Genomic DNA, 26,477 nt, shown 5'->3' with positions numbered 1-26,477 from the left:
CATGACATTGAAGGAGTGGGAGGGGATGGAGAACCGGAGTGGCGCGCACATGGACAATGCCCTGGCATTCGTTCCGTCTGGCGCGAACCTGCTGGAAGCCGTCAGGGGCGTGTGCAACGGCGACGGTGTGCAGTATCAGCTGCTGGTGATCGACCAGCCCGCGCCGGAAGGCCTGGTGGCCGGCCAGCATGGTCCCAACCGGGTATTGCTGTTGCTGCGCGGTGACGGCGGCGGCCGCTGGCAGCTGGCCGCGCGCAACGACAAGCTGGTGCCGTGTTCGACCCGGGGTGGCCTGGCCGGCGACCCTTTTGCGTATGCAATGGTTGAGGAAGACACGTTCAGCGTGATCACCAACGGCGGCAGCCGGCAGCGCTGGAGCAGCACCTACACGTTCCGCTATGCCTCGGCGGAGCGGGATTGCTGGGTCGACACCGTGCGCCGCAAGGTGGTGGACATCGAAACCGAGGCGACCAACATCCGCGAATTCTCGGCGGCCGAAATCGGCCGTGTGCGATTCGAGGATTTCGATCCGGCCAGCGTCGCAGAGGTGACGCTTCCATGAGCCAGGCTTCAACCGGCGGGACGGAACCCGCGCTGATGACTACCCAGGAGTGGCACCGTGTCGAGGGATAGGGAGTCGCAACTGCTGCGGCAGGCGACTGCGGCAGGCATCGATTCGCCACGCGAACTGGCCAATTTCATGGCCCAGGCGGGGCACGAGTCGCGCGGCCTGTCGCGTCTGAACGAGAGCTTCAACTACACCCGGGGCATCTCGCAGATTCCGGTGGAAGCGGCGTGGCGCAACGGCAACGACGCGCTGGAGTCGGCGCGCCAGGAGGCCCTGCGTGGGCGCCCGGAGGCGCTGGCCGAGCTGATGTACGGCGGCCGGCTGGGCAACGATGCGCCAGGCGACGCGCTGACCTACCACGGGCGCGGCTACCTGCCGCTGACCGGTAAGGACGCTTACGCGCGCGCCGGCCAGGCGCTGGATCTGGATCTGTTGAACCACCCCGAGCTGGCCGCGCAGCCCGAACACGCCGGTCGCATCGCGGTCTGGCAGTGGCAGCAACACGTACCGGAGCAGGCGCGCGAGGATGTGCGCGAGGCAACCTATGCCATCAATGGTGCGATGAACGGGGTGGAGGATCGGCTGCGCCGCTTCGACGGCTGGCAGCAGAAGCTGACCCCCGACGTGATGGAGCGCCTGGGGCGTGGCGAGGTGGGCGAACGCGCCGCGGTGGCGCGTGACTTGACCGATCCCAACCACGTCGGCCATGGCCTGTTCCTGGGCGCGCGCAACGGCTTGCAGCAGCTTGGGCCGGGCAGTGGCCTGCGCACGCCGCAGGAACTGGACAATGCCGCTGCGGCCCTGGCCGCAGGTGCGCACAAGGCGGGGTTGCAGCAGATTGACCACGTGGTCGCTGGCGCGGACGGGCGCATGCTGTTTGCCGTGCAGGGCAACATGGGCGACCCGGCCATGCAGCGCTGTGCGGTGGAACGCGCGCAGGCCGCCCAGCAACCGCTGGAGGAAAGCAGCCGGCAACTGGTGGCCGATGCCACTGCACGGCAGGAACAGTCGGCTTCGATCAACCGCGAGCAGGAACAGCAGCGCTCGCGATCGCTGTAAGCGCGGTCCGCCTGGGCACAGGCGTGGGATCGCATGGGTTGGGTGCCTGCGGGCGCCTTCATGGAACTTCCTTGTAGGGACACAACATGCAGAATCGTGAATCACCCGCGCGGCGTGCTGCCGCGCATCGCCCGCGCTGCGGCGTACGCCTGGCGCCGTTGTGGGCGCTGTCGCTGGCACTGACCGCCACGTTGGCCCAGGCACAGGACGCGCCTGCTGCTGCGGAAGACGTTGCACCGGCAGTCGCATCGGCAGTGGCGGCTGAGGCCGCACCGGCTCCGGCGCCCGTGGCCGAGGCGGCACAGGCACCGGCACCGGCGCCTGCCCCGGCTGCCGAACCGGCAGCGGAACCTGCGGTAGCGGTAGCGCCGGCCGCACCCGTGGCGGCCGAAGCTGCGCCCGCACCGACTGTCGCACCGGCGGAAACGCCTGCCGCGCCGGTAGCGGAGGCTCCGGCCGCTCCGTCGGCACCCGTCGCGCAACCGGCACCACCTGCACTGGCCGTAATGCCGCTGCCGCCGGACCAGGCCACCGAACGCCAGCTCGGCGCGCGTTGCCCGGTCGATCTGGCCGGGCGCCTGGCGCCGCAGGGCGATCTGATGATCGGCGCCTGCCAGGGCACGCTGCCCGCGCATCTGGCCGCATTGCTGGTGGCCGTGCCGGAACAGGACATCCTGCTGCCGCGCGCCTGGCGCGAACGCGAGGTGCGCCAGCGCGTGTGGTTCAAGGCGGTTGCTGGCTTCGGCCAGCGGCCGGATTTCATCGCCCGGCTGGGCGATGTCTGGGTGCGTTCGTTCGAAGGCGCTGATCCGACGATCACCACCTATCTGGTGCAGGCGCCGTTTGAGTGCGCCGACCGCGCATTGCCGACCGATGCGCGTCCCGATCCGGTGCGCGTGCCGGCCGGTGCCTGCCAGCAGGCCTACGTCAGCCAGCGTGTGTACCAGATGGGGGCCGATGGCGTGACCCGGGACGTCACCGCCAAGGTGATGCCGTCGGCACCGTCGATCACCGAGGCCGACCGCGCCCGCCAGCAGGCGCGCGAAGGCCGGGTGCTGCTGGACCACAGCAAGTTGCAGTACGGTCCGGCGCTGCGCTGGTACGTGCAGTATCCGGAGTCGCCGCAGAAGACCGGCCCGCACGCATTCAGCGACTGGAATCGCGAACACCTGGCCTTCGTGGTCTGGAACGGGCAGAACTTCGAACTGCGCGAGCGTGTGGCGCGCAGGCAATGGCCGTGTGACCCGGTCGCGCCCGGCGATCGCGCCTGCGGTGGCTTCCCGGATTCGGGCCCGGATGTCTACGTGACGGCCGACAACGCGGCCGGCGACAGCACCGCGGCGATCTCCAGCCCGTAACGGCTCTATTGCGTGCTGCACGAACGGGAGCCGGCAGGTCCGGCTCCCGTTTGCGCAAGCCGTCGTCCGTCAGGAGGGCAGGGCGCGTGCCTGGCTCTGCACCAGCTCCTGCTGCGGGTCGCGTTCCTGGCTCTGGCGCTGCGCGGTCTGCTGCTCGATGCGCTGGGTGCTCTGTTCCAGCGGCGTGTGGGTGGCCACTGCGGTATCCACCGATACCCGCAGATGGCCGGGATCACCACTCTGGCCCTGCACCGCAAAACTGCGCGCGGCATCGCCGCTCATCACCACCTCGTCGATGCGCTGGCCGCCGGCGGCGTGCATTTCCGCTGCCAGGGAACCTGCCAGCTGCGTGCTCATCGCATCGGGCGTGCGCCCGGCACGTGCGTCCAGGGCGTGTACGCCGCGCAGGGCATCGTTGAACAGTGGATTGCCAGCATGGTCACGTTCGGTGATACCCGGCAACGGCGCCACCGGGGCTTCCCGCCGTGCCGGTTCGCCCGGCTGCAGCGGGCCGCGGCTGTGGTCGTAGATGTCGTACAGGTTGCCGGTGATGCCACGCGCGCCAATGGTGATGCCACGGCGCACGCGCTCCACCTCGTTGCGGTACTCGCCGATCATCCGGCTGTTGTCGCGGGCCAGCTCCTGCGTGCCCGCGGTGTTCAAGACCGAATCGTCGCCCAGGAAGTTGCTGAGCTTGTGCGAGCCCAGTGACGAGGCCGCCGCGCCCAGTGCACTGTCGGGAATGAGCGCGCGGAAGCGGCTGTTGCTGAATCCCCAGCTGCCCAGCGTGTCGATCTCCTTCTGCGTGGCGTACATGCGCACGTCACCGAAGTGCTGCGAGGCCGCGCTGACCGGGTCGGCCGCCATCACGTGGTTGAGCACGTTGTGGCCGCCTTCGGGAATGCGGTAGGTCAGGCTGACCGCGCCGTAGGCGTTGAAGGTTTCGCCCTTCAGATCGAAGTGATGGGCCGAAATCTGCGCCAGCGTGCCGCCCAGCGAATGCCCGGTCACGCTTACTTCGGGGGTCTGGCCCAGGTCGCGGCCTTCTTTCTGCGCATAGGCCAGGGCGTGGCGGGTCAGTTCCAGTGCGTCGTTGGCCTGCAGGTTGCGCCGGGCCAGCACCATGCCGCCGTCGGTCAGGATGCCGTCGCGACCGATCTGTTCGGTGCCACGGTGGGCGACCACGATCTCGTGGGTATCCACGCGCTGGTAGATGGTGCCCTGGTAGCCGTTTAGGCGGTTGTTGGCGTGTTCCAGCACGCGGTAGGCGTGGCCATTGAGGATGACCGGCTGCTCCTGCGCTGGATCGTGGCGGCCGACCCGTTCATCGCGGTAGGCATCGCTGGCCAGCGCGGCGTAGTCCTGGCTGGTCACGGTCATGGGCTGACCTCGTGCGCGCTCAGAGTGGCCGAGAACAGGGCGTCGCGCAGCTCGGCGCGGAAGCGGTTGGGGTCCTGCTGGCCGCTGGCGCCGTAGTCGGGCATGTCATCCACGCGCGGGTAGTCGCCGCGCGGGTAGTGCCGGGTTTCGGCGCGCCCGCCCGTGAACGGATCGGCGCCCAGGAAGGACAGGAAGCGGGTTTCGCCGTCGGCGCCGGTGGCCTTGAGCATGGCGCCGGCACCGCTGAACGACCAGGTGCAGACGCCGCGGCCGTAGTAGTCCTCGTCCAGCATGCGGTCCAGGTAGACGGTGCCGCGATACTCGTTGTCGGCCACCTTGCGCAGGGTCACCGGCTCCTGGCTGGTGATGCGCGCGGGGGTGCCGGTTTCCGGCTCGATGTAGCCGCATTGGTCTTCGTTGGTGACGTCGTACTGGGCCACGCCTTCGACCACCGCGAAATCGCCGGGTGGGTTGGCCAGCCGCAGGACCAGTTCATAGGCCTTGCGGGGGGCGGGGTTGAGCTTTGCCAGGCCGCGCCCTCCCTGGGCGACGTTGGCGGCGGCGGAATCAAACTCCTGTGACATGAGAGCCTCCGGGCTGCAGGCGATCAGCAGCGACAGAACAACGCAGGGAAATGTGCGGCCGCGCATCCTCAGGCCGCCTGTGGGGCGGGGCAGGGACGGTGCGGCAACACGGCAGGCAGCGTCTGCAGATGTACAGCCGTGCGCGCGAACGCCAACGCCATGTGCACGGCAGGTCTCCTTTCCTTGGGGACGGGAGTTTTGATTATGGGAGGCCATGACGACACGGTGCCACCGCTTGCGGCCCTGTCATGTCATTAAATTGACGCGTCCGACCCCGCCTGCTTCGTGGAAATGCCTTTCTCCCCAAGGGCTTGCGGCACCGGCAGTACGTCGGAACCACCGGTAGACGGGTGTCTCAATTCGTGAGGTGGGTCAACAATTCACATGGAGTGTGCAGGCCCGCCAGCGTTGCGGTTGCGTGAATCCGCACGCCGCGCCATCGTGTGCGCGCTTCCCTGGAGTCCCTGAAATGCCTTTCATCCGCCCCGAACAACCGGCCGACGTGGCCGCCATTCACGCCCTTACCGAGGCCGCCTTCCGGCAGGCCGAGCACAGCAGCCATACCGAGCAGTTCATCTTGGATGCGCTGCGGGCGCGCGGCGAACTGACGGTGTCGCTGGTTGCCGAGCAGGACGGTGAGGTGGTCGGCCATGTGGCGGTGTCGCCGGTTGCGGTGAGCGACGGCAGTACCGGCTGGTTTGGCCTGGGGCCCATTTCGGTGCTGCCGGCCCGGCAGGGGCAGGGCGTGGGCGCGGCGTTGATGCAGGCCGCTATCGACGCACTGCGCGGCCAGCAGGCGCACGGCTGCGTGCTGCTGGGCGAGCCGGCCTACTACGGTCGGTTTGGTTTCCGCGCCGACCCGGGGCTGATCCTGCCGGGGGTGCCTGCGGAGTATTTCCAGGCCCTGTGCCTGCAGCCGCCGATGGCGCAGGGCGAGGTGCGCTATTCGCCAGCGTTCGAGGCGACTGCGCCGCTGTGATGGGGTCAGATCCGTTTTCCGACGCAGCGCAGCTCTGACCCCGGCGTCACGGCGCCTGCCACGGGCGCGGTTCCGGCGCCGGCGGCGGAATGCGGTAACCACCGATGTGCGTCAGCAGTTCATTGGTGCGGCGTTGTTCGGCCAGCAGTTCACGCATGAGACTGCGCACACCGAAGATCGCGAACGGCACCAGGATCCACACCACGCTCATGACGGTGGCGAAGATGAAGAACAGAATCTGCCCTCCCATTGCGGGCACTCCTTCCTTGGGAAAACGTCGAATCTAGCAGTGTGAGCGGCCGGCCACCCGGCCTGCACGCGCCCGGGGCGTACAATGCCGGCCGTCCGGCATGGCCGGGTCTTCACTGCGAGAACCACCATGAGCGATTCCCTGGGCGTGCCCGTGCACGATGCTGATGAACACTGGATGCGCCACGCGCTGGCGCTGGCCGAGCGCGCGCAGCACGTGTTCGATGAGATTCCGGTGGGCGCAGTGCTGGTGGGCGCCGATGGCCAGGTGTTGGGCGAGGGCTGGAACCTCAACATCGCCAGCCACGACCCCAGCGCGCATGCCGAAATCGTCGCCATGCGCGAGGGCGGTCGGGTGCTGGCCAACCACCGTCTGGTGGGCAGCACCCTGTACGTGACGCTGGAACCGTGTGCCATGTGTGCCATGGCCATCGTGCATGCGCGCGTGGCCCGGCTGGTCTATGGCGCCAGCGACCCGAAGACCGGTGCCTGTGGCAGCGTGTTCAACCTGCTGGGCGATGCGCGACACAACCACCGGGTGGAGATCCATGGCGGCGTGCTGGCCAAGGAGGCCAGCCTGCGCCTGACCAACTACTTCCGCGCCAAGCGTGGCAAGCCACCGCTGCTGCTGGAAAACCACGCCGACGAGGCCTGAGCAGCGAAAGGGTATGATGGTCGCCCCTTTCCTATTCCTGCGGCGGGCCACGTGCCTGCCCGGCAACGAGACGACACGATGGCCGACAACGGCGCGAGCAACGAGCGACTGATCTGGATCGACCTGGAAATGACCGGGTTGGATACCGACAACGATTCGATCATCGAGATCGCCACGGTCGTGACCGACGCGCAGTTGAACGTGCTGGCCGAAGGCCCGGAATTCGCCATTCACCACCCGCTGGAAACGCTGGAGGCGATGGATGAGTGGAACCGCAACCAGCACCGCCGTTCCGGGCTGTGGCAGCGCGTGCTGGACAGCACCACTACGCTGGGCCAGGCCGAAGCGCAGACCATCAACTTCCTGGCGCAGTGGATTCCGGCCGGCGCTTCGCCGATGAGTGGCAACTCCATCTGCCAGGATCGCCGCTTCCTGCACCGGCAGATGCCGCGGCTGGAAAAGTATTTCCACTACCGCAACCTGGACGTATCCACGGTGAAGGAACTGGCCAAGCGCTGGGCCCCGAGCGTGGCCGCGGGCCTGACCAAGAACAGCAACCACACCGCGCTGAGCGATGTGCACGATTCCATCGCCGAACTGCGCCATTACCGCCAGTTCATGGGCGAGCTGTCGGGCCTGCCGGTCGCCTGAGCGGGACGCCGGGCCGCGTGGCTGCGACGATCTGTTCAACTTCCGGGCGCTATGATCGGCCCCATGAACGAGCCGATCCTGCTGCCGCGCGATATCGCCCACGATGCCCAGGACTGGGGCGACCTGCAGCGGGCGGTCGCCCTGCTGGAGGCGCCTACAATCACCGCGCGCATGGCCAACCTGGTGGGCACGCCGCTGGAGTTCGCGGTGAAGGCGCTGCCGACTGCCGTGTCCGGCCGCATCCATGGCGCTGTGCAGGCCGCCTTGTCCAAGTCCGCGCAGGCGGCGTTGTGGAGCATGGGCAACACGCCCGGGAAATCTGCGTCCACCCGCTGGCACAAGCTGGCCGCAGCCACGTCCGGCGCGGTGGGCGGTGCGTTCGGCTTCGCCGCGCTGTTCATTGAACTGCCGGTGTCGACAACGATCATGATGCGCGCGGTGGCCGATGTCGCCCGCAGCGAAGGCTTCGACCTGTCGCAGTTCTGCACGCGCCAGGCCTGCCTGGAGGTGTTCGCACTGGGCGGAAATTCGCCGCGTGACGATGCCAGCGAAACCGGCTATTACCTGGCGCGCGGCTTCACCACCGATGTGATGCGGCATCTGTCGGCCGAACTGGCTGGGCGCGTGGTGACCGGGCGCGACCTGACCCTGGGCGTGGCGCCGAAGGAGGCCGGCAAGCTGCTGGCCAAGCTGGTGGAGAAAGTGGCGGCCCGCTTCGGCGTGGTGGTGACTGAAAAGTTCGCCGCGCAGGCGGTGCCGATCGTCGGCGCCGCGGCGGGTGCAACGCTCAATACGATGTTCACCGACTACTACCAGGACATGGCGCGTGGCCATTTCATCGTGCGCCGGCTGGAGCTGAAGTACGGCGAGGATGTGGTGCGCGCGTGCTACGACCGCATTGCCCATGGCGGGGCGTTGATCGAACCAACGCTGTAACCGCGCAGCACCGCGGGTGCGGCCTTCATCCTTGCCCGCTGTATCCGCGCAGCGTTGACGGTAGAGTCGACCGTTGGTCGACTGCTTTTGGCCGACCGGTCATGAAAGCCCGCGCTGCGCGCGATAGTCGACCAACGGTCGACTCTACCGTCCATCCTTGCCTGAGCGGCACAACTGTTTTGCCAGACTGCGTCTGTTGTGCCGCGCGCGGTACCCCCACTCTTGTGGGCAGTCCCCCGCACGAGATGCTGCCATGTTGTTCACCCCCTATCGCCTGGGCCCGCTGCGCCTGCCCAACCGTATCGTGATGCCGCCGATGACCCGCTCGCGGGCGGCGGCCGGCAATGTCGCCACCGCGCAGATGGCGCAGTACTACGCGCAGCGTGCCAGCGCCGGGCTGATCGTGAGTGAAGGCACGCAGATCAGCCCGCAGGGCCAGGGCTATGCGTGGACGCCGGGCATCCACAGCGCCGAGCAGGTGCAGGGCTGGCGGCAGGTGACCGATGCGGTGCACGCCGCCGGTGGCCGCATCTACGCGCAGCTGTGGCATGTGGGCCGTGTTTCCCACGTGGCCCTGCAGCCCGATGGCGCCGCGCCGGTGTCTTCGTCGGCGCTGCTGGCCGAGGGCGTGAAGGTGTTCGTGGACCCGACCGGCGCCGGCCCGGACGCCGGGGTGGGCGAGATGCTGCAGCACTCGATGCCGCGCGCGCTGGCCGAAGACGAAATCCCCGGCATCATCGCCGATTACGCCCAGGCCACCCGCAATGCGCTGGCGGCCGGCTTCGATGGCGTGGAGCTGCATGGCGCCAACGGGTACCTGATCAACCAGTTCATTGATTCGCAGGCCAACCAGCGCACCGATGGCTACGGTGGCGCGCTGCAGAACCGCCTGCGCTTCCTGCGCGAGGTGGTGCAGTCGGTGGTGGCGGTGGCCGGTGGTGATCGCGTGGGCGTGCGGCTGGCGCCGCTGACCACCCTGCAGGGTGCGGTGGATGACACGCCGCAGGCGACCTATCTGGCTGCCGCGCATCTGCTGGGCCAGCTGGGCGTGGGCTACGTGCACATTGCCGAGGCCGACTGGGAAGACGCACCGGAGATGCCGGTGGCGTTCAAGCAGGCGCTGCGGATGGTCTACCCTGGCACGCTGATCTATGCCGGCAAGTACAGTGCCGAGCGCGCCGAGCAGGCGCTGGCCGAGGGCTGGGCCGATCTGATCGGGTTCGGCAGGCCGTTCATTGCCAACCCGGATCTGCCCGAGCGGCTGCGTACCGGGGCGGCGTTGAACGCACCGGACCGCGCGACCTACTTCGGTGGCGGAGCGGCGGGCTACACCGATTACCCGGTGCTGGACGAGGCTGTCGAGGCCTGATGCTGGCAGAGGTGCCGACCAACGGTCGGCACCCACCGGCATCGGTAGCGCCGGGCCATGCCCGACGGGAACCTGGAAATCAGGGCTTGTCGCGCACCAGCGCGTCGGCTTCCAGCACGCCGCCGTCCTTGCCGTGCAGGTACAGGTGCATGTCCTGCTGCGGGTAGGGAATATTGATGCCGGCCTTGTCGTAGCCCAGCTTGATCTGCTCCAGCAGCGTGACCTTGGTGCCGAAGTGGTCGGCCGACTTCACGTAGCAGCGGATGCCCAGGTTGATGGCATGCGCGCCCAGTTCGTACACCACCACGTCCGGTTCGGGCGTGGCCAGCACGCGCGGGTCGGCCTTCATCAGCGCCAATGCAGTGTCGCGCGCCTGCTGGATGTTGTCCTCGTAGCCGATGCCCACCACCAGCTCCACACGGCGGGTGGGTTCGGCGGTCAGGTTGATGATCGGCGCGGCGGTGATCAGCGTGTTGGGAATGGTGGTGTGCTGGTTGTCGGCGCCGGTGATGACGGTCTGGAAGATGCGCACTTCGCGCACGGTACCGGTCTGCCCGGCCACGGTAACCACGTCACCCACGCGGAACGGGCGCAAGGTCACCAGCATCACCCCGGAGGCGATGTTGGACAGCGAGTCCTTCAATGCCAGGCCGACGGCCAGGCCGGCGGTGCCGAGCACGGCCAGCAGCGGGGTGATCTGCACCCCCAGCGTGCCGATGGCCAGGATCACCACGATCACCAGCGAGGCGGCGTAGACCACGTTGCGCAGGAAGCTGCCCAGCATCGGGTCCACGCCCATGCGCGCGGTGGCGCGCGGCATCGCGTTGGACAGGCGACGGGCCAGCCACATGCCGATCAACAGCACCACGATGGCGGCCAGCAGCGGCACCCCATACGTTTCCAGCAGGCGCTCCCAGTCCAGCGAGTGGAACCAGGACGCAGTGGGGGGGGCGGGTGGGGCAGTGGCAGTCATGGGGGCTCCTTGGCAGGGACGGCAACGGCGTGCGCGCACGCCAGAAACAACAAACCCCGCAGTAGCGGGGTTTGCGCGCAGCGCCAGTATGGGCCGACGACGATGAACACGACGTCAGCCCATGCCACTGCGACCTCAGCTGTTGGCCTTCAGCTTGGCCAGGCGCAGCCAGGTGTCGACCACGGTGTCCGGGTTCAGCGACACCGACTCGATGCCTTCCTGCATCAGCCATTCGGCCAGATCCGGATGGTCGGACGGGCCCTGGCCGCAGATGCCGACGTACTTGCCCTTGGCACGCGCCGACTTGATGGCCATCGACAGCAGCTTCTTCACCGCCGGGTTCCGCTCGTCGAACAGGTGCGCAACGATCGACGAATCGCGGTCCAGGCCCAGGGTGAGCTGGGTCAGATCGTTGGAACCGATCGAGAAGCCGTCGAAGATTTCCAGGAACTCATCGGCCAGCAGTGCGTTGGACGGCACTTCGCACATCATGATGATCTTCAGGCCGTTCTCGCCCTGCTTCAGACCGTTCTGGGCCAGCACCTCGACCACCTTGCGGCCTTCTTCCAGGGTGCGCACGAACGGAATCATGACCCACAGGTTGTCCAGGCCCATTTCGTTGCGCACGCGCAGCACGGCCTGACATTCCAGCGCGAAGGCGGCGGCAAAGCTCGGATCGACGTAACGGCTGGCGCCGCGGAAGCCGATCATCGGGTTCTCTTCGTGCGGCTCGTAGTTGCTGCCGCCGACCAGGTTGGCGTACTCGTTGGACTTGAAGTCCGACAGGCGCACGATCACCGGGTTCGGTGCGACCGAGGCGGTGAGGGTGGCGATGCCTTCGGCCAGGCGGTTCACGTAGAAGCTGACCGGATCACCGTAGCCGGCGATCTTCTCGTCGATCTTCTTCTTGGTGGCCGCATCCTGGCGGTCGTATTCCAGCAGCGCATTCGGGTGGATGCCGATGTGGCTGGCGATGATCATTTCCAGGCGGGCCAGGCCGATGCCGGCGTTCGGCAGCTGGCCGAAGTCGAAGGCACGTTCCGGGTTGGCCACGTTCATCATGATCTTCAGCGGCGCCGCCGGCATGTTGCCCAGGTCGGTGGTGGTGCGCTCGAACTTCAGCTGGCCTTCGTAGATGAAACCGGTATCGCCTTCAGCGCAGCTGACGGTGACCGGCTGGCCATCTTCGATGACCTTGGTCGCATTGCCCGAACCGACCACGGCAGGCACGCCCAGTTCGCGGGCGATGATGGCGGCGTGGCAGGTGCGGCCGCCACGGTTGGTGACGATGGCCGAGGCGCGCTTCATCACCGGTTCCCAATCCGGGTCGGTCATGTCGGCGATCAGCACGTCGCCGGGCTGCACGCGGTTCATGTCGTCCAGGGTCTTGACCACGCGGGCCACGCCCGAGCCGATCTTGGCGCCGACGGCGCGACCTTCGGCCAGCACGTTGCCGCCCTTTTCGGTCAGCGCGAAGCGCTCGATCTGGGTGGCGTGGCTGCGCGACTTCACCGTTTCCGGCCGTGCCTGCACGATGAACAGCTTGCCGCTGACACCGTCCTTGGCCCACTCGATGTCCATCGGGCGGCCGTAATGCTTTTCGATCACCAGCGCCTGCTTGGACAGTTCCTGCACGTCCTCGTCGCTGATGGAGAAGGTGCTGCGCAGGTCGGCCGGGGTGTCTTCGATCTTGACGCGCTCACCGGGCACGTCCGAATACACCATGCGGATCGCCTTGCTGCCCAGCGAGCGGCGCAGGATCGCCGGCTTGCCGGCCTGCAGGGTGGGCTTGTAGACGTAGAACTCGTCCGGGTTCACCGCGCCCTGCACGACCATTTCGCCCAGGCCGAACGAGGAGGTGACGAAGACCACGTCACGGAAGCCCGATTCGGTGTCCAGGGTGAACAGCACGCCGGAGGAACCGACGCCCGAACGCACCATCAGCTGCACGCCGGCGGACAGGAACACGTCTTCGTGCTTGAAGCCGTGGTGCACGCGGTAGGCGATGGCGCGGTCGTTGTACAGCGAGGCGAACACTTCCTTGACCTTGTGCACGACATCGTCGGCACCGGTCACGTTGAGGAAGGTTTCCTGCTGGCCGGCGAAGGAGGCATCGGGCAGATCTTCGGCAGTGGCCGAGGAGCGCACGGCCACGGCCACGTCGCCGCCGCCGTTGTCGGCGCTCAGCTTGGCGTAGGCACTGCGGATGTCCTGGTCCAGCTGCGGCTGCAGCGGCGCATCGATCACCCAGCTGCGGATCTCCTTGCCGGCCGCGGTCAGCGCGGTCACGTCTTCGACGTCCAGCGTGGCCAGCTTGTCGAAGATGCGCTTGGACAGGTCGTTGTGTGCGATGAAGTCCTTGAAGGCTTCAGACGTGGTCGCATAGCCTCCGGGGACGGAGACGCCCAGACCGGCCAGGTTGCCGATCATCTCGCCCAGCGAGGAATTCTTGCCGCCCACGCGGGCCAGATCGGCCAGACGCAGTTCGTGCAACCACAGGATGTTCTCGTTCAAGCGCGATGCTCCGTTTGGCCATCGCCCGAGGCGGGCTGAGTGGCCGCGTCCGTAGGAAGAAGTCGATATGATGCCGGGCAGACCACCGTCGGCACAAGCTTGTGCTGGCGGCCCTTTTAAGCTTCGTAGGGGGTAAAAGCGCGCATGTCGACCATCCGACCGGTGTTCTACGTTTCCGATGGAACCGGTATCACCGCTGAAACCATTGGGCATAGCCTGCTCACCCAGTTCACCGGGTTCAGCTTCATTACCGACCGAATGTCTTTTGTCGATGACCCCGAAAAAGCGCGTGAAGCCTGTGCCCGGATCCATGCGGCGGGGGAGCGCTACCAGGTTCGGCCGATCGTGGTGAACAGTTGCGTGGACCAGAGCCTGAGCCTGATCCTGGCCGAAAGCGGGGCGCTGATGCTGGATGTGTTCGCCCCGTTCATCGAGCCGCTGGAGCGGGAACTGGCCAGCCCGCGCCTGGCCCGGGTCGGCCAGGCCCACGGCATGGTGGATTTCGACACCTACCACCGCCGCATCAATGCGATGAACTTCGCCCTGACCCACGATGATGGGATCGCGGTGAACTATGACGATGCCGACGTGATCCTGGTGGCGGTGTCGCGGGCCGGCAAGACCCCCACGTGCATCTACCTGGCCCTGCATTACGGGGTACGCGCGGCCAATTACCCGCTCACCGACGAGGACCTGGAGAGCGACCGCCTGCCGCCGCGCCTGCGCAACTACCGGCGCAAGCTGTTCGGCCTGACCATCGACCCGGACCGCCTGCAGCAGATCCGCCAGGAACGCCGGCCGAATTCGCGCTACGCCAACCTGGACACCTGCAAGCGCGAGGTGGCCGCGGCCGAGGTGATGTTCCAGATGGAGCGGATCCCGACCCTGAGCACCACCCATACCTCGATCGAGGAGATTTCCAGCAAGGTGCTGGCCACGCTGGGGCTGCAGCGCGAGCTGTATTGACCGGTGCGGCCCGCCGGGTGCCGTGGTCGGTAGCGCCGGGCCATGCCCGGCGGTGGTTGAAACGCCCCCTTTGGCCGGGGCCATCGTGCCCCCACGTTGTATGGCCAACGTGTAGGATCGACCCATGGCCCACGCCTCGCCCCGAACCGAACGCATTCCCCGCCTCAGCCGGCTGAGCTGGCTGATGGGCCTGTATGCCGAGAATTACCGGCACCTGGTGCGCCTGTTCGCGCCGGCCGAACTGACCGCTGGCAGCTATGTTTCCTCGGTGGGCGACGGCCTGGACGTGCGCCTGGACGTGATCGAATGCCACCGTTACACGGTGGAGCTGCGCCTGACCTACGACCTGGCCGACCCGGTGACCGGCGAACCGGACCCCTCGGCCTATGTGCGCCTGTACCGGGATGCCCGCCAGGCCGAGACCACCCACTGCTACGTGGGCCGCCGCTGGCAGGACACCATGGGGCTGTACCCGCCACCGGCCGAGCTGATCAACCACCGCATGCGCATGAACACCTTCCTGGGCAAGTGGCTGGAATACCTGGCTGAGCGCGGCCATGGCGTGGCCACCCTGCGCCGCGACCCGGACGGCCCCGCAGCGGTTTCGGCCGAACGCCGCCTGTCGCTGGTGCGCTGATCGGCCATAATCGTGGGCTGACCCGCCGCCGGATCCGCCCCATGCCGTATACCCCGATCGTCGCCACCCTGGGCTATGTGCTGTCGCCCGATCGCCGCCAGGTGCTGATGATCCACCGCAATACCCGGCCCGGTGACCACCACCTGGGCAAGTACAACGGTCTGGGCGGCAAGGTCGAGCCCAGCGAGGACGTGGCCGCCGGCATGCGCCGTGAGATCGCCGAGGAGGCGGGCATCGACTGCACGGCCATGCGCCTGCGCGGCACCATCAGCTGGCCGGGCTTCGGCAAGCACGGCGAGGACTGGTTCGGCTTCGTCTTCGTGATCGACAGCTTCGAGGGCACCCCGCACGGCGGCAACCACGAAGGCACCCTGGAGTGGGTGGACGTGGACAAGCTGGACACGCTGCCGATGTGGGAAGGCGACCGCAACTTCCTGCCGCTGGTGTTCGATGCCGACCCGCGGCCGTTCCACGGGGTGATGCCGTACCGCGACGGGCGCATGCAGAGCTGGTCGTTCAGCCGGCTGTGAGGCGGTCGGGCGCCGCAGTGCTCGCCGGGCATGGCCCGGCGCTACCGATCTGACCCCGGCGGGGTGGCTCAGCGGCGCTGGGCCAGCAGCAGGTGGAAATACTTGTCCCGCGTCTGCCCATCATTGCCGACCGCCGTCTCGCGGTGCGCGCGCCAGCCGCACACACTGAACCCGGCCACGCGCAGGGCCAGCTCCACCGCGTCCAGTTCGTGCAGGTGGAAATCATCGGTGAAGGGCAGGGTGCGCATGAAGGCGGCATCGCCGAAGGCCAGGCACGCGCGGCCACCCCGGCGCAGCACGCGGGCCAGCTCGGTCAGTACCGGGGCCAGGTCCGGCCAGAAGTACAGCGTGTTGACTGCCAATGCGGCATCGATGCTGGCATCGGCGACCGGCAGGACGTGGGCATCGCCCGTGCGCAGCGCGGCGCGGTCGGCCAGTCCCGCCGCGGCAAGGTGCTGGTTGCCGGCCTCGACCATGGCCGTGGACAGTTCAATGCCCAGATAGCGGCTGCCCTGGGCCTGCAGCAGCAGCGGCACGAAGGCCGCGTTGCCGGGGCCGATTTCCAGAACGTGTTCGTGATCGGCAACGGCCAGCAGGGCGATGGCGGCCTGGTTCAGTGCCGCGTTGCTGCGGTTCATCGATTCGCCCATGGCCAGCGCGGCCTCGCCATGGGGCTGCCGCAACTGCGCGGCCAGCGTACGTGCATCCAGCATCAACATCGTCCGTCAAGGGGGGAACTCGGACGTGGCGGCGGCGGGTCCGCCGTTGACCATAGCGCTGCGCGCCCGGGTTGGGAAGTAGGAAAACCCCGCACCGTGGTGATGAGAAAATAGCCAGCGTCGCAGCCCCTGCGACGGGGTTGTCCACAGGGGGTGTGGATTACGCGTGGGCAACTTTGTGGATAAGCCGTGGCAGGCGCCACCCCCCTAGGCTGTCAAGATGGGTGGCGAAAAATTCACCGCAGGTGAGCGGGCGTGATGCCCGGGTGAAGGCGGGTCATCGCCGCGCTGTTGTCCGCGCCGGTGGTCGCGGTACCCTGTGGCCCTTGATGCCCCGTGAGATTCCATGAAACGTCATTTCTCGATGCTGCGCGAATTCCAGCTGGCCGATTGGTTCACCCTGGCCAATGCGTTCTGCGGCACCGGCGCGGTGTTTGCCGCGATGCGCTTCCTGCAGGACGGCGAGCGTGGCTACCTGCTGTTTGGCATGGCGCTGATCCCGCTGGCCTTCATCTTCGACGCGCTGGATGGCCGTATCGCACGCTGGCGCAAATCCAGTTCCACCCTGGGCCGCGAACTCGATTCGCTGTCCGACGTGATCTCCTTCGGCGTGGCGCCGGCGGCGCTGGCCTATGCCTGCGGCATGCAGGGTGGCTGGGACTGGCTGGTACTGAGCTATTTCGTCTGCTGCGGGGTCAGCCGCCTGGCCCGCTACAACGTGACTGCCGAGGCGCTGGCCGGTGACGAGGGCAAGGTCAAGTACTTCGAGGGCACGCCCATTCCCACCAGCCTGGCGCTGGTGATCGTGCTGGCCATCGCCGCCGGCACCGATGCCATCGGCCGGGACATCTGGTTCGGGCAGTGGCAGATCGGCCCGTGGCAGCTGCACCCGATGGTGCTGTTGTTCGCACTGTCCGGTTCGCTGATGATCAGCAAGACCCTGCGCATTCCCAAGCCCTGATGCAGCCCCGCGGAGGCGCACGATGACCAGCTCGGCCCACGACGCCGGCAGCAGCGATTTCGAAGCCCTGGCCCGGCAGTACTTCGGCGCCTGGGGCGATGCCCTGCGCCACGCCGGCGCACCGGGTACACCGGCCGGTGATGACCCGGCCAGCTGGCAGCGCCTGTTCGACTGGTGGGGGCAGCTGTTGCCCGAACAGGGGCAGGGCGCGCCGGAAGACGCGCTGCGCCGGTTCCGCGAACAGGCCGGCAGCTGGTACGGCACCATGCAGGAAGTGGCCGCGCGCTTTGCCGGTCGCGACGCCAGCAGCGCCGATGTGGCCCAGGCCTGGCGCGAGGCGGTGAACGGACAGGGCGAGGGCATGCTGCAGTGGATGCTGCAGGGCGCGCGCGGCAGCACCCAGGCCGGATCGTCGGTGCCCGAATTCGCCGCCTGGCTGCAGCAGTGGCAGCTGCAAGCCGGCCCCTGGCTGCAGAGCCCGGCGTTCGGCCCGGGCCGCGAGCACCAGGCGCGCTGGCAATCACTGCTGCGCGCGCAGGAGGAGTACCAGCAGCACTCGCGCGCCTACGTGGAGCAGATCAAGCAGGCGTTGGATGAAGCCTTCACCCTGTTCGAGCAACGCCTGGCCGAGCACGAACAGCCCGGCAGCCAGCTGACCAGTGCGCGGGCGATGTTCGACCTGTGGATCGAAGTGGCCGAAGAGGCCTATGCCAAGGTCGCCCTGTCCGAGCCGTTCCAGCAGGTGTATGCCTCGCTGGGCAACGCGCAGATGCGCCTGCGCGCAGGCCTGCAACGCGAGGTGGAACAGATGAGTGAACGCATCGGCCTGCCGACGCGGAGTGAGATGGATACCGCGCACCGGCGCATTGCCGAGCTGGAGCGCAGCCTGCGCCGCCTGCAGGCGCAGGTGGCGGTGCTGGCCGGAACGGCAGCCGTGGACCCGGTGGCACAGCCGGCGGCGGCCAAGGTGAAGCCGGCGCCGCGCAAGGCAGCGAAGAAGGCGGCGCCGGTGAAGAAGGCCGCCACGAAGAAAGCGGTGGCAAAGAAAGCACCGGCCAAGACAGCGACGGCCAAGACAGCGACGGCCAAGAAGACCACCGCGCGCGCGGCGCCGAAGGTGCGTGGGCGATGAAAGGGCCGCTGGGCTTCAATGCCGACGATCTGATGCAGGAAACCCTGGCCATGCAGCGCAAGCTGATGGAAGGGTTGAAGCTGCTGCCGCAGGTGGAGGACGTGGACTACGGCGCCACCGCCCGCGAGGAAGTCTGGCGCGATGGCAAGGTGGTGCTGTACCGCTTCGTTGGTGAGCAAGCGCCCACCCGGCGCCGGCCCCTGCTGATCGTCTACGCGCTGGTGAACCGGCCCTACATGGTCGACCTGCAGGCCGACCGCTCGCTGGTGCAGAAACTGCTGGCACTGGGCCAGGATGTGTATGTGCTGGACTGGGGCTACCCGGACCGCTCCGAGCGTTTCCAGACGCTGGAAGACTACCTGCTGCGCTATATCGACGGCGCCGTGGATGCGCTGCGCGCGCGCAGCGGCGAGCCGGTGGACATGCTGGGCATCTGCCAGGGCGGTGTGTTCGCCCTGTGCTACGCCGCGCTGCGCCGGCAGAAGCTGGCCAGCCTGATCACCATGGTCACCCCGGTCGATTTCCATACCGCCGACAACATGCTGTCGCACTGGGCCCGGCAGGTGGACGTGGACCTGCTGGTCGATACGCTGGGCAACATCCCGGCCGACCTGATGAATGCCAGCTACCTGATGCTCAAGCCGTTCCGCTTGAACGTGCAGAAGTACGTGGGACTGCTCGACATCCTGGATGACAAGGCGGCGCTGGAAGATTTCCTGCGCATGGAGAAATGGATCTTCGACTCGCCGGACCTCGCCGGTGAGGCATTCCGTGACTTCATCAAGCAGTTCTACCAAGGCAACGGGCTGGTGAACGGCACGGTGCGCATCGGCGAAGAGGCCGTGGATCTGTCGCAAGTAACGCTGCCGGTGCTGAACATCTACGCCGAGCAGGATCACCTGGTGCCACCCGATGCCTCGCGCGCGATGCGCGGGCGCCTGGGCACGCAGGACTACACCGAGTCCAGTTTCCGCGGCGGTCACATCGGCATCTACGTCTCCGGCCGCGCCCAGCGCGAAGTCCCGGCCACCATCGACGGCTGGCTGAACGCCCGCGACCGGTAGAGTCGAGCTTGCTCGACCGCCCTTGGCCACGACCCGGAAACCACGATGTCCCGACGAACCCTTCTCATCCTCGCTGCAGTGCTGGCCGCCCCGCTGGCCCATGCCGCCCCCGATCCCCAGGCCCAGCGTGAGATCGCCCAGCTGATCGGCAGCCTGGACGGCTCGACGTGCCAGTTCCAGCGCAATGGCAGTTGGCATGACGCCGCCGCCGCCCGTGCGCACCTGCAGCGCAAGTACGATTACCTGCTGAAAAAGAAGCTGGTCGACACTCCGGAACAGTTCATTGAACGGGCTGCCAGCCAGAGCAGCATGAGCGGCAAGCCGTACCGGATCCGCTGCCCGGGCCAGCCGGAGCAGAGCGCCGCCGCCTGGTTCAGCGCCCGCCTGCAGGCCCTGCGCCAACGCACGCCGTAGACAAGGGGCGGTGTAGAGTCGAGCCACGCTCGACTGCCTTTTCCGTAACCTGGGAGAACCACCATGAACACCACGCCGAAAACGCTGTCGCGTTCACTGAACGACCGCATGATCGCCGGCGTGATGGGGGGCATCGCCCACCGTTTCGGCTGGAGCCCGACGCTGCTGCGGGTGGTCTATGTGCTGGTGTCGCTGGCGTCGGCCGCGTTCCCCGGCATCCTGGTCTACCTGATCCTGTGGCTGCTGATTCCCAACGAGGCCGATTGAACACGGCCGCCTCCCGTCCGGTGCCGCTGTGGCTGCGCGCCGTGCAGGTGCTGGGCGCGCTGTGGACCCTCCCCAATTCGTTGATCGGCCTGCTGGCCGGGCTGGCGGGCCTGCTGGGTGGCGCCAGGCCGCGCTGGAGCGGCCGCGACTGCGCGCTGGTGTTCGACCGCTGGCCGTGGGGCCCGGGCGGGGCGATCACTCTGGGCAATGTGATCCTGCACACCGGCCACGATCTGGGCATGTGCTGCCGCACCTATGCGCACCAGGCGGGGTGGGGCGTGGAGCCGTTGATCCGGCTGGATGACCATGAGCGGGCGCATGTGTACCAGTACCTGGTGCTGGGGCCGCTGTACCTGCCGGTGTATCTGCTGTGCGGGGGCGTGAGTGCGCGCAATCCGTTCGAGCGCGCGGCCGATCGCTACGCCCGGTTCGGGCACGGCTGGTGGCCGTAGGTTCCAGCCAACGGCGCAGCCCCTCGTGGCTGGGGTCGGTAGAGTCGACCAGTCAGCAGTCGACTGGCATCGTGGGTTGGGCCGGGCGGGGTGGGTTCGCGGGACACGCCGTAAACCCATCCATGGGGGCTCGATGGCGCCATCCATGGCGCCAACGGTCCCGCGAACCCACCCCGCCCGACCCCTGACAGTTTCCGTGCGCGTCCAGCCACGGAAAAGAAAAAGAAAAGCAGAAGCGGGTCGCTCGCTGCGCTTGCTCGCAGCCGAGCGTGGCTATCCCGGTCGTCCTGACCGGCACCCTTCGGGCCGTCGCCGTGGGCGACGTTGGCAGCGGCTCCTGCCGCTGCCTTCGGCTCTACAGGAAGCAAAGAGCCGCCGGCCAAGCTGCTCTGCTTTTGATCTTCTTTTTCTTTTCCGTGGGTGGCGGACGCAGCAGCCATCTGTCAGAGGGCGGTCGGGTCGGGTTCGCGGGGGTGTCCGCGGCATGGATGCCGCGGCCAAGCCCCCATGGAAGGGTTTACGGCGTCCCCCGCGAACCCGACCCGACCGCCCAGCGCGACGGTTTTGCCGTTGATCGACCAGCTCCCAGCCACCCACGAGGGGCTGCGCCGTTGGCTGGCAACGCCCGTTTGTTAGTTGGAAGTTAAAGATCCGTAAGCGTTCTGCTGTGATCGGGCCGTCATCTGCATGCAACTGATCGTCATTAGCCTTCGTGACGTTCCAGTCAGCTTGGTCGCGGTAAGCTCTACCCCGATGAGCCCACAAGTACCGCTCATCGTGTGCAGTACGTAGTAGCAATTCGGAGGAAGACATCACATGGCGATTGTTCTTTATGTCGGTGGTAGCAAGGACGGCGAGAAGGGCGTGGTGCCCTACGGCTTCAGCAAATCCCGCGCCGACACCGCGCTGGGGCCGGAGTTCTACACAGAGCGGTTCATGGAACTGCAGGGTGTCGGCAAGGTCCGCTTGATGGCATTGGAAAGCATGCGTGACGATATCGTCATGCAGCGTGCGGCCCGCCATTACCGCTGACCTTCGCACCATGCGGCAGGGTGCGCCCACGCGCGCGCACCCGCGCCGGCATCCCAGCCCGGCCAGCACGGCCCCCTCTGCCAGGATGCCGGCGTCCCCACCCGGTGCTGCCGCCTGAACCCTGCTGCTGTCAACGCTTGTATGCCCGTGCCGGGCATGGCCAGAATGGGTCTTTCCCGTAACGCGGCACAGACCGGAAGCAATGCACGACGCCAAGAACGCCCAGAGCGCGCTCGCCCAGCAGATCGCCCAGACCATCGCCGTCGAGATCGGTGCCCAGTCCACCCAAGTGCGTGCCGCCGTCGGTCTGCTCGACGAGGGCGCCAGCGTGCCCTTCATCGCCCGGTACCGCAAGGAAGTGACCGGTGGCCTGGACGATACCCAGCTGCGCAACCTGGAAGTGCGCCTGACTTATCTGCGTGAGCTGGAAGACCGCCGCGCCGCGGTGTTGGCCAGCATCGACGAACAGGGCAAGCTGAGCGACGCGCTGCGCAACGACATCCTGGCTGCCGATACCAAGAGCCGGCTGGAAGATCTGTACCTGCCCTACAAGCCCAAGCGCCGCACCCGCGCGCAGATTGCACGCGAAGCGGGGCTGGAACCGCTGGCCGATGGCCTGCTGGGCGACCCCACCCAGGACCCGCAGGCCTTCGCCGCCACCTTCGTCGACAGCGACAAGGGCGTGGCCGACGCCAAGGCCGCGCTGGAAGGCGCGCGCGCGATCCTGATGGAGCGCTGGGGCGAGGATGCTGCGCTAGTGGGCGAACTGCGCACCTGGCTTGGCGATACCGGCGTGATCCGCGCGCGCGTGGCCGAGGGCAAGGAGACCGAGGGCGCCAAGTACCGCGACTATTTCGAACATGCCGAAGCGCTGGCGAAGATTCCGTCGCATCGGCTGCTGGCGCTGTTCCGTGCCCGCCGCGAGGAAATCCTGTTCCTGGAGCTGGACCCGGGCAGCGATGCCGAGGCCGGCCACCAGTACGCCGAAGGGCGCGTGGCGCGCAAGGCCGGCATCGCCGACCAGGGCCGGGCGGCCGACCGCTGGCTGCTGGACGCCTGCCGCCTGACCTGGCGGGCCAAGCTGCATACCCACCTGTTGCTGGACCTGTTCAACCAGGCCCGCGAAAAGGCCGAGGCCGAAGCGATCGCGGTGTTCGGTGACAACCTGAAGGATCTGCTGCTGGCTGCCCCGGCGGGCCCGAAGACGGTGCTGGGGCTGGACCCCGGCATCCGCACCGGTTGCAAGATTGCCGTGGTCGACGCAACCGGCAAGCTGCTGGCCACCGAAACCATCTACCCGCATGAGCCGCGGCGGCAGTGGGATCAGTCGCTGCAGACGATCAAGCAGTTGTGCACCCGGCACAACGTGGAACTGATCGCGATCGGCAACGGCACTGCCAGTCGCGAGACCGACAAGCTGGCCGGTGAGGCGATCAAGGCCATCGGCAACCCGAAGCTGCAGAAGGTGGTGGTCAGCGAAGCCGGTGCATCGGTGTATTCGGCCTCGGAATTCGCCGCCAAGGAATTCCCGGGCCTGGACGTGTCGCTGCGTGGCGCGGTGTCCATTGCCCGCCGCCTGCAGGATCCGCTGGCCGAACTGGTGAAGATCGAGCCCAAGGCGATTGGTGTGGGCCAGTACCAGCACGACGTGGACCAGTACCGCCTGGCGCGCGCGCTGGATGCCCGCGTGGAGGACTGCGTGAACGCGGTGGGCGTGTACGTGAACACCGCCTCGGCGGCGCTGCTGTCGCGCGTGTCGGGGCTGTCGTCCACGGTGGCCGAGAACATCGTGCGCCACCGCGATGACAACGGCCCGTTCAAGCGCCGCAAGGACCTGCTGAAGGTCGCGCGGCTGGGTGAAAAGACGTTCGAACAGTGCGCCGGCTTCCTGCGCATTGCCGATGGCGACCAGCCGCTGGACGCCTCGGCCGTGCACCCGGAAGCCTACCCGCTGGTCGAGCGCATCGTGGCCAGCACCGCGCGCCCGATCAAGGCGCTGATCGGTGATGGCAGCTTCCTGCGTGGGCTCAAGCCGGAACAGTTCACCGACGCCACCTTCGGCGTGCCGACCGTGCGCGACATCCTGAAAGAGCTGGAAAAGCCGGGCCGCGACCCGCGTCCCGAGTTCAAGGCGGCGCGCTTTGCCGAGGGCGTGGAAGACATCAAGGACCTGCGCGAAGGCATGGTGCTGGAAGGCGTGGTCAGCAACGTGGCCGCCTTCGGCGCATTCGTCGATATCGGCGTGCACCAGGACGGCCTGGTCCATATTTCCGCGCTGTCGGACACCTTCGTGAAGGACCCGCGCGAGGTGGTCAAGGCCGGCGACATCGTGAAGGTGAAGGTGCTGGAGGTGGACGTGGCGCGCAAGCGCATCGCCCTGACCCGGCGCCTGGACGATACCCCGGGCCAGGCCACCAGCCGCCCCGGTGCGCGCGATGAGCGCGGCCAGGGCGGGCCGGCGCGGCGCGATGGCGGTGCAAACCGTGGCCCCAACCGCGGCCAGGGGCAGGGCGCTGCGCGTCCCCCCACCTCGGCGCCGCCGGCCAACAATGCCCTGGCCGAAGCCTTCGCCCGGGCCAAGCGCAGCTGAGCCATCGCCCCCCGGCCACGCCTGCCGTGGCGGGGGGACTTGTCGGCCTTCCCCGGCGTGCGCACACTGGCGCCCATGGGGGGCCGCGGGCCGCCCTGCAGGGCGCCGGGGAGGGCCATGACGCCAGCACGAGCCGCCAACGCGACCGCAGGCTGCAGCGCCGGGCTGCGGCTTGGCTGTGCCCGCCGTTCCGCGCGGGGGCGTCGATGACCGGGCACGGCCACGACGCCAACGCCAACGCGCTGCTGGAGCGGCGCCTGCAGGAACTGTCCGAGGAACGCCGCCGTCTGGCGATGATCATCGAAGGCACCGCCGCCGGCACCTGGGAATGGAATGTGCAGACCGGGCAGATGCGGGTGAACGCGCGCTGGGCCGAGATCGTCGGCTACCGCCTGGACGAGCTGGAGCCGATCTGCCAGGAAACCTTCATCGCGCTGGTGCACCCCGACGACCTGGCCCATTCCGACGCGGCGCTGGAGGCGCACTTCCAGGGCCACAGCGACCATTACCGCTGCCTGCTGCGCATGCGCCACAAGAACGGCCAGTGGATCTGGATCCACGACCGTGGCCGCGTGTACGAATGGGACGGGCAGGGCCGCCCGCTGTGGATGGCTGGGGCGCATGCCGACGTGACCGAACTGCAGTTGGCGCGCCAGGACGCCGCCGACATGCGCCACCGGCTGCAGGCGGTGGTCGACGCGTCCGACGAAGTGGCGGTGATCGCCACCGATACCGAGGGGCTGATCACCCTGTTCAACACCGGGGCCGAACGGCTGCTGGGCTATGCCGCCAGTGAGGTGGTCGGCAAGCTCAATCCCGGTGTGTTCCATGAGCCGGACGAAATGCGTGCCTACCTGGCCCCGCTGGCCGACGCCGATGGCCAGCCGCCGTCGGTGTTCCAGGCGTTGACCGCGCAGGCGCAGGGCCAGACCTTTTCGCGGCAGTGGACCTTCCTGCGCAAGGACGGCCAGCGCCGCCAGGTGCGCCTGTCGATCAGCCGCATGGACGGCGCCGACGGCGAGCGCATCGGTTATGTCGGCATGGCCATCGACATCGCCGAGATCCTGCAGGCGCGTGCCGAAGCGCGACTGGCGGCGGACAAGTTCGCCGGTGCGTTCACCTCCGCGGCGCTGGGCATGGCTCTGGTGTCGCTGGAAGGGCGCTGGCTGGATGTGAACGATGCGCTGTGCCGCATCCTGGGCTACCCGCGCGAAGAATTGCTGCAGGTCGACTTCCAGCGCCTGACCCACCCGGCCGACCTGCAGGCCGACCTGCAGCTGGTGCAGGACCTGTTGAGTGGCCGGCGCAACCATTACCACCTGGAAAAGCGCTACCTGGACCGCGACGGCAACACGATCTGGGCGCGCCTTTCCGTCTCGCTGGTGCGCAACGAACGCGGCGAGCCGCTGCATTTCGTGTCGCAGATCCAGGACATCACTGGCCAGCGCAGCAGCGAACAGCGCCTGTTTGAAAGCGAGCAGCGCAGCCGCATCACCCTGGACGCGGTGGCCGACCTGGTGCTGAGCGTGACCCTGCAGGGGCGCATCGAATACGCCAATGCCGCCGCGGTGCGCATGCTGTCCGGTGATGGCGCGCTGACCCTGGCCGGGCACAACGTGAAGGACGTGCTGGCGCTGACCACCGAATACGCACCGAACTCGGTGCTGGACGTGGCGGTGCTGCTGGACCCGGACAGCAATGCGGTGGACCTGCATGCCGACCTGCTGCTGCGCCTGGGCACGGCCACGGTGCCGGTGGACCTGACCCGGGCTTGGCTGCGCGACGATGAAGGGCATGTGCGCGGTGCGGTATGGGTGCTGCGCGATGACACCCAGCAGCGCGCGCGACAGCGCGAAGCCCGGCACCTGGCCGAGATGGATCCGCTGACCGAACTGAGCAACCGCCGTGGCTTCGAGGTGCACCTGCAGCAGGCGATCACCCATGTCGAGCGCACCGGCCAGGCCGCCTCGCTGATGTACATCGACCTGGACCGCTTCAAGCCGGTGAACGACACCTGGGGTCATCTGGCCGGCGATGCGGTGCTGTGGGCGGTGGCCAGCGTGCTGCGCCATGGTGTTCGCGATTCGGACGTAGTGGCCCGGCTGGGCGGCGACGAATTCGCGGTGATCCTGTCCGGCTGCGGCCCGCGTCGCGCTGCACGCATTGCCGGTGAACTGCTGAACACCCTGGCCGCGCTGGCCATTCCGTGGGATCAGGCGGTGCTGCGAATCGGCGCCAGCATCGGCATTGCGCCGCTGGCGCCGGGCATGGGCGTGGACCAGGCGGTGGCCGCCGCCGACGCACAGTGCTACCGGGCCAAGGCGCTGGGCCGCAACAACGTTCAGGTGCAGGGGCTGACTGCAGATCTGCCACCCGAAGACGGCGACGGCGGCTGAACCGGCCCGTACCAAGGGCCCGCATGAAGGATGTTTCATTTG

Annotated in this window: 26 protein-coding genes; 20 read left to right on the top strand and 6 right to left on the bottom strand. The window is 67.8% G+C overall.

Features of this window, described 5'->3' with window-relative positions:
• Positions 1–25: 25 nt before the first annotated feature.
• The 3 genes from C1932_RS11575 to C1932_RS11565 all read left to right on the top strand — a co-directional run bounded on the left by C1932_RS11575 (position 26) and on the right by C1932_RS11565 (position 2,985).
• On the top strand, positions 26–562 hold the full coding sequence (locus tag C1932_RS11575; RefSeq protein WP_108749931.1) for a hypothetical protein: 537 nt from the start codon (positions 26–28) through the stop codon (positions 560–562).
• Between the two features lie 57 nt (positions 563–619).
• Positions 620–1,627: an XVIPCD domain-containing protein gene (locus tag C1932_RS11570; protein ID WP_108762262.1), complete on the top strand. Its 1,008-nt coding sequence runs from the start codon at positions 620–622 to the stop codon at positions 1,625–1,627.
• 86 nt (positions 1,628–1,713) lie between these two features.
• Entirely contained in the window at positions 1,714–2,985 is a 1,272-nt protein-coding gene (locus tag C1932_RS11565; RefSeq protein ID WP_234412114.1) for a hypothetical protein, read from the top strand.
• 69 nt (positions 2,986–3,054) lie between these two features.
• Here C1932_RS11565 and C1932_RS11560 read toward each other — a convergent pair whose 3' ends face one another.
• Both C1932_RS11560 and C1932_RS11555 read right to left on the bottom strand, forming a co-directional pair.
• Positions 3,055–4,365, bottom strand: a complete 1,311-nt coding sequence (locus C1932_RS11560) for an XVIPCD domain-containing protein (RefSeq protein WP_108762261.1) — start codon at positions 4,363–4,365, stop codon at positions 3,055–3,057.
• A complete protein-coding gene (locus tag C1932_RS11555) occupies positions 4,362–5,015 on the bottom strand; it encodes a hypothetical protein (RefSeq protein WP_108762260.1) in 654 nt (217 codons plus the stop codon). Before C1932_RS11555 ends, C1932_RS11560 begins: the two co-directional genes overlap by 4 nt.
• 403 nt (positions 5,016–5,418) lie before the next feature.
• Here C1932_RS11555 and C1932_RS11550 point away from each other — a divergent pair, with 403 nt between their 5' ends.
• Complete coding sequence (locus tag C1932_RS11550) at positions 5,419–5,928, top strand: N-acetyltransferase (protein WP_108762259.1); 510 nt, start codon at positions 5,419–5,421, stop codon at positions 5,926–5,928.
• A 46-nt stretch (positions 5,929–5,974) separates the two neighbouring features.
• On the opposite strand, the gene C1932_RS11545 is transcribed toward C1932_RS11550, so the two are convergent.
• Entirely contained in the window at positions 5,975–6,178 is a 204-nt protein-coding gene (locus C1932_RS11545; protein WP_108749926.1) for a hypothetical protein, read from the bottom strand.
• 129 nt (positions 6,179–6,307) lie between these two features.
• Between C1932_RS11545 and tadA the strand changes: the two genes are divergently transcribed.
• From tadA to C1932_RS11525, 4 genes are all read left to right on the top strand, one after another.
• Entirely contained in the window at positions 6,308–6,832 is a 525-nt protein-coding gene (gene tadA / locus C1932_RS11540) for a tRNA adenosine(34) deaminase TadA (RefSeq protein WP_108762258.1), read from the top strand.
• 78 nt (positions 6,833–6,910) lie between these two features.
• Complete coding sequence (gene orn / locus C1932_RS11535; RefSeq protein WP_108749924.1) at positions 6,911–7,483, top strand: oligoribonuclease; 573 nt, start codon at positions 6,911–6,913, stop codon at positions 7,481–7,483.
• A 63-nt stretch (positions 7,484–7,546) separates the two neighbouring features.
• A complete protein-coding gene (locus C1932_RS11530; protein WP_108763429.1) occupies positions 7,547–8,419 on the top strand; it encodes an EcsC family protein in 873 nt (290 codons plus the stop codon).
• A 253-nt stretch (positions 8,420–8,672) separates the two neighbouring features.
• Entirely contained in the window at positions 8,673–9,788 is a 1,116-nt protein-coding gene (locus C1932_RS11525) for an alkene reductase (protein ID WP_108762257.1), read from the top strand.
• A gap of 79 nt (positions 9,789–9,867) precedes the next feature.
• Here C1932_RS11525 and C1932_RS11520 read toward each other — a convergent pair whose 3' ends face one another.
• Together C1932_RS11520 and ppsA are read right to left on the bottom strand one after the other, a co-directional pair.
• Entirely contained in the window at positions 9,868–10,761 is an 894-nt protein-coding gene (locus C1932_RS11520; RefSeq protein ID WP_108762256.1) for a mechanosensitive ion channel domain-containing protein, read from the bottom strand.
• 135 nt (positions 10,762–10,896) lie between these two features.
• Positions 10,897–13,275, bottom strand: coding sequence for a phosphoenolpyruvate synthase (gene ppsA, locus C1932_RS11515; protein ID WP_108762255.1), 2,379 nt, complete (start codon positions 13,273–13,275; stop codon positions 10,897–10,899).
• A 144-nt stretch (positions 13,276–13,419) separates the two neighbouring features.
• On the opposite strand from ppsA, the gene C1932_RS11510 reads away from it, so the two are divergent.
• From C1932_RS11510 to C1932_RS11500, 3 genes are all read left to right on the top strand, one after another.
• On the top strand, positions 13,420–14,241 hold the full coding sequence (locus C1932_RS11510; RefSeq protein ID WP_108749919.1) for a pyruvate, water dikinase regulatory protein: 822 nt from the start codon (positions 13,420–13,422) through the stop codon (positions 14,239–14,241).
• A gap of 124 nt (positions 14,242–14,365) precedes the next feature.
• Positions 14,366–14,878, top strand: a complete 513-nt coding sequence (locus tag C1932_RS11505; RefSeq protein WP_108749918.1) for a DUF1249 domain-containing protein — start codon at positions 14,366–14,368, stop codon at positions 14,876–14,878.
• A 41-nt stretch (positions 14,879–14,919) separates the two neighbouring features.
• Positions 14,920–15,408 carry an 8-oxo-dGTP diphosphatase gene (locus C1932_RS11500; protein WP_108753381.1) on the top strand — a complete coding sequence of 163 codons (489 nt, stop codon included), beginning with the start codon at positions 14,920–14,922 and terminating at the stop codon, positions 15,406–15,408.
• 68 nt (positions 15,409–15,476) lie between these two features.
• Here C1932_RS11500 and C1932_RS11495 read toward each other — a convergent pair whose 3' ends face one another.
• A complete protein-coding gene (locus C1932_RS11495; RefSeq protein WP_108762254.1) occupies positions 15,477–16,127 on the bottom strand; it encodes a class I SAM-dependent methyltransferase in 651 nt (216 codons plus the stop codon).
• A 346-nt stretch (positions 16,128–16,473) separates the two neighbouring features.
• On the opposite strand from C1932_RS11495, the gene C1932_RS11490 reads away from it, so the two are divergent.
• The 9 genes from C1932_RS11490 (at position 16,474) to C1932_RS11450 (ending at position 26,435) form a co-directional block, all read left to right on the top strand.
• Positions 16,474–17,088, top strand: a complete 615-nt coding sequence (locus C1932_RS11490; protein ID WP_108749915.1) for a phosphatidylcholine/phosphatidylserine synthase — start codon at positions 16,474–16,476, stop codon at positions 17,086–17,088.
• Between the two features lie 22 nt (positions 17,089–17,110).
• Positions 17,111–18,220, top strand: a complete 1,110-nt coding sequence (gene phaE / locus C1932_RS11485) for a class III poly(R)-hydroxyalkanoic acid synthase subunit PhaE (RefSeq protein ID WP_108762253.1) — start codon at positions 17,111–17,113, stop codon at positions 18,218–18,220.
• Positions 18,217–19,284: a class III poly(R)-hydroxyalkanoic acid synthase subunit PhaC gene (gene phaC, locus C1932_RS11480; RefSeq protein WP_108756460.1), complete on the top strand. Its 1,068-nt coding sequence runs from the start codon at positions 18,217–18,219 to the stop codon at positions 19,282–19,284. Before phaE ends, phaC begins: the two co-directional genes overlap by 4 nt.
• 45 nt (positions 19,285–19,329) lie before the next feature.
• Positions 19,330–19,698 carry a YfeK family protein gene (locus C1932_RS11475; RefSeq protein WP_108762252.1) on the top strand — a complete coding sequence of 123 codons (369 nt, stop codon included), beginning with the start codon at positions 19,330–19,332 and terminating at the stop codon, positions 19,696–19,698.
• Between the two features lie 63 nt (positions 19,699–19,761).
• A complete protein-coding gene (locus tag C1932_RS11470; RefSeq protein WP_108749910.1) occupies positions 19,762–19,965 on the top strand; it encodes a PspC domain-containing protein in 204 nt (67 codons plus the stop codon).
• The gene (locus C1932_RS11465; RefSeq protein ID WP_108762251.1) at positions 19,962–20,417 is read left to right on the top strand and encodes a hypothetical protein; all 456 of its coding nucleotides are present in this window, start codon (positions 19,962–19,964) and stop codon (positions 20,415–20,417) included. The genes C1932_RS11470 and C1932_RS11465 overlap by 4 nt, the downstream gene beginning before the upstream one ends.
• An 816-nt stretch (positions 20,418–21,233) precedes the next feature.
• Entirely contained in the window at positions 21,234–21,449 is a 216-nt protein-coding gene (locus tag C1932_RS11460; protein WP_006452005.1) for a hypothetical protein, read from the top strand.
• 202 nt (positions 21,450–21,651) lie between these two features.
• A complete protein-coding gene (locus tag C1932_RS11455; protein WP_108762250.1) occupies positions 21,652–24,039 on the top strand; it encodes a Tex family protein in 2,388 nt (795 codons plus the stop codon).
• A gap of 206 nt (positions 24,040–24,245) precedes the next feature.
• On the top strand, positions 24,246–26,435 hold the full coding sequence (locus C1932_RS11450; protein ID WP_108762249.1) for a PAS domain S-box protein: 2,190 nt from the start codon (positions 24,246–24,248) through the stop codon (positions 26,433–26,435).
• Positions 26,436–26,477 lie beyond the last annotated feature (42 nt).

This window comes from Stenotrophomonas sp. YAU14D1_LEIMI4_1 (assembly GCF_003086815.1).
Taxonomy (GTDB): Bacteria; Pseudomonadota; Gammaproteobacteria; order Xanthomonadales; family Xanthomonadaceae; genus Stenotrophomonas.
This window is presented reverse-complemented; position numbering and strand designations above follow the sequence as displayed.

What these genes read in the sequence shown, in the direction of transcription:
- C1932_RS11575 (WP_108749931.1), top strand. Translation starts at nt 26, where the DNA reads ATGGAGAACCGGAGTGGCGCGCACATGGACAATGCCCTGGCATTCGTT.
- C1932_RS11565 (WP_234412114.1), top strand. Translation starts at nt 1,714, where the DNA reads ATGCAGAATCGTGAATCACCCGCGCGGCGTGCTGCCGCGCATCGCCCG.
- C1932_RS11560 (WP_108762261.1), bottom strand. Translation starts at nt 4,365, where the DNA reads ATGACCGTGACCAGCCAGGACTACGCCGCGCTGGCCAGCGATGCCTAC.
- C1932_RS11555 (WP_108762260.1), bottom strand. Translation starts at nt 5,015, where the DNA reads ATGCGCGGCCGCACATTTCCCTGCGTTGTTCTGTCGCTGCTGATCGCC.
- C1932_RS11550 (WP_108762259.1), top strand. Translation starts at nt 5,419, where the DNA reads ATGCCTTTCATCCGCCCCGAACAACCGGCCGACGTGGCCGCCATTCAC.
- C1932_RS11545 (WP_108749926.1), bottom strand. Translation starts at nt 6,178, where the DNA reads ATGGGAGGGCAGATTCTGTTCTTCATCTTCGCCACCGTCATGAGCGTG.
- tadA (WP_108762258.1), top strand. Translation starts at nt 6,308, where the DNA reads ATGAGCGATTCCCTGGGCGTGCCCGTGCACGATGCTGATGAACACTGG.
- orn (WP_108749924.1), top strand. Translation starts at nt 6,911, where the DNA reads ATGGCCGACAACGGCGCGAGCAACGAGCGACTGATCTGGATCGACCTG.
- C1932_RS11530 (WP_108763429.1), top strand. Translation starts at nt 7,547, where the DNA reads ATGAACGAGCCGATCCTGCTGCCGCGCGATATCGCCCACGATGCCCAG.
- C1932_RS11525 (WP_108762257.1), top strand. Translation starts at nt 8,673, where the DNA reads ATGTTGTTCACCCCCTATCGCCTGGGCCCGCTGCGCCTGCCCAACCGT.
- C1932_RS11520 (WP_108762256.1), bottom strand. Translation starts at nt 10,761, where the DNA reads ATGACTGCCACTGCCCCACCCGCCCCCCCCACTGCGTCCTGGTTCCAC.
- C1932_RS11510 (WP_108749919.1), top strand. Translation starts at nt 13,420, where the DNA reads ATGTCGACCATCCGACCGGTGTTCTACGTTTCCGATGGAACCGGTATC.
- C1932_RS11505 (WP_108749918.1), top strand. Translation starts at nt 14,366, where the DNA reads ATGGCCCACGCCTCGCCCCGAACCGAACGCATTCCCCGCCTCAGCCGG.
- C1932_RS11500 (WP_108753381.1), top strand. Translation starts at nt 14,920, where the DNA reads ATGCCGTATACCCCGATCGTCGCCACCCTGGGCTATGTGCTGTCGCCC.
- C1932_RS11495 (WP_108762254.1), bottom strand. Translation starts at nt 16,127, where the DNA reads ATGTTGATGCTGGATGCACGTACGCTGGCCGCGCAGTTGCGGCAGCCC.
- C1932_RS11490 (WP_108749915.1), top strand. Translation starts at nt 16,474, where the DNA reads ATGAAACGTCATTTCTCGATGCTGCGCGAATTCCAGCTGGCCGATTGG.
- phaE (WP_108762253.1), top strand. Translation starts at nt 17,111, where the DNA reads ATGACCAGCTCGGCCCACGACGCCGGCAGCAGCGATTTCGAAGCCCTG.
- phaC (WP_108756460.1), top strand. Translation starts at nt 18,217, where the DNA reads ATGAAAGGGCCGCTGGGCTTCAATGCCGACGATCTGATGCAGGAAACC.
- C1932_RS11475 (WP_108762252.1), top strand. Translation starts at nt 19,330, where the DNA reads ATGTCCCGACGAACCCTTCTCATCCTCGCTGCAGTGCTGGCCGCCCCG.
- C1932_RS11470 (WP_108749910.1), top strand. Translation starts at nt 19,762, where the DNA reads ATGAACACCACGCCGAAAACGCTGTCGCGTTCACTGAACGACCGCATG.
- C1932_RS11460 (WP_006452005.1), top strand. Translation starts at nt 21,234, where the DNA reads ATGGCGATTGTTCTTTATGTCGGTGGTAGCAAGGACGGCGAGAAGGGC.
- C1932_RS11455 (WP_108762250.1), top strand. Translation starts at nt 21,652, where the DNA reads ATGCACGACGCCAAGAACGCCCAGAGCGCGCTCGCCCAGCAGATCGCC.
- C1932_RS11450 (WP_108762249.1), top strand. Translation starts at nt 24,246, where the DNA reads ATGACCGGGCACGGCCACGACGCCAACGCCAACGCGCTGCTGGAGCGG.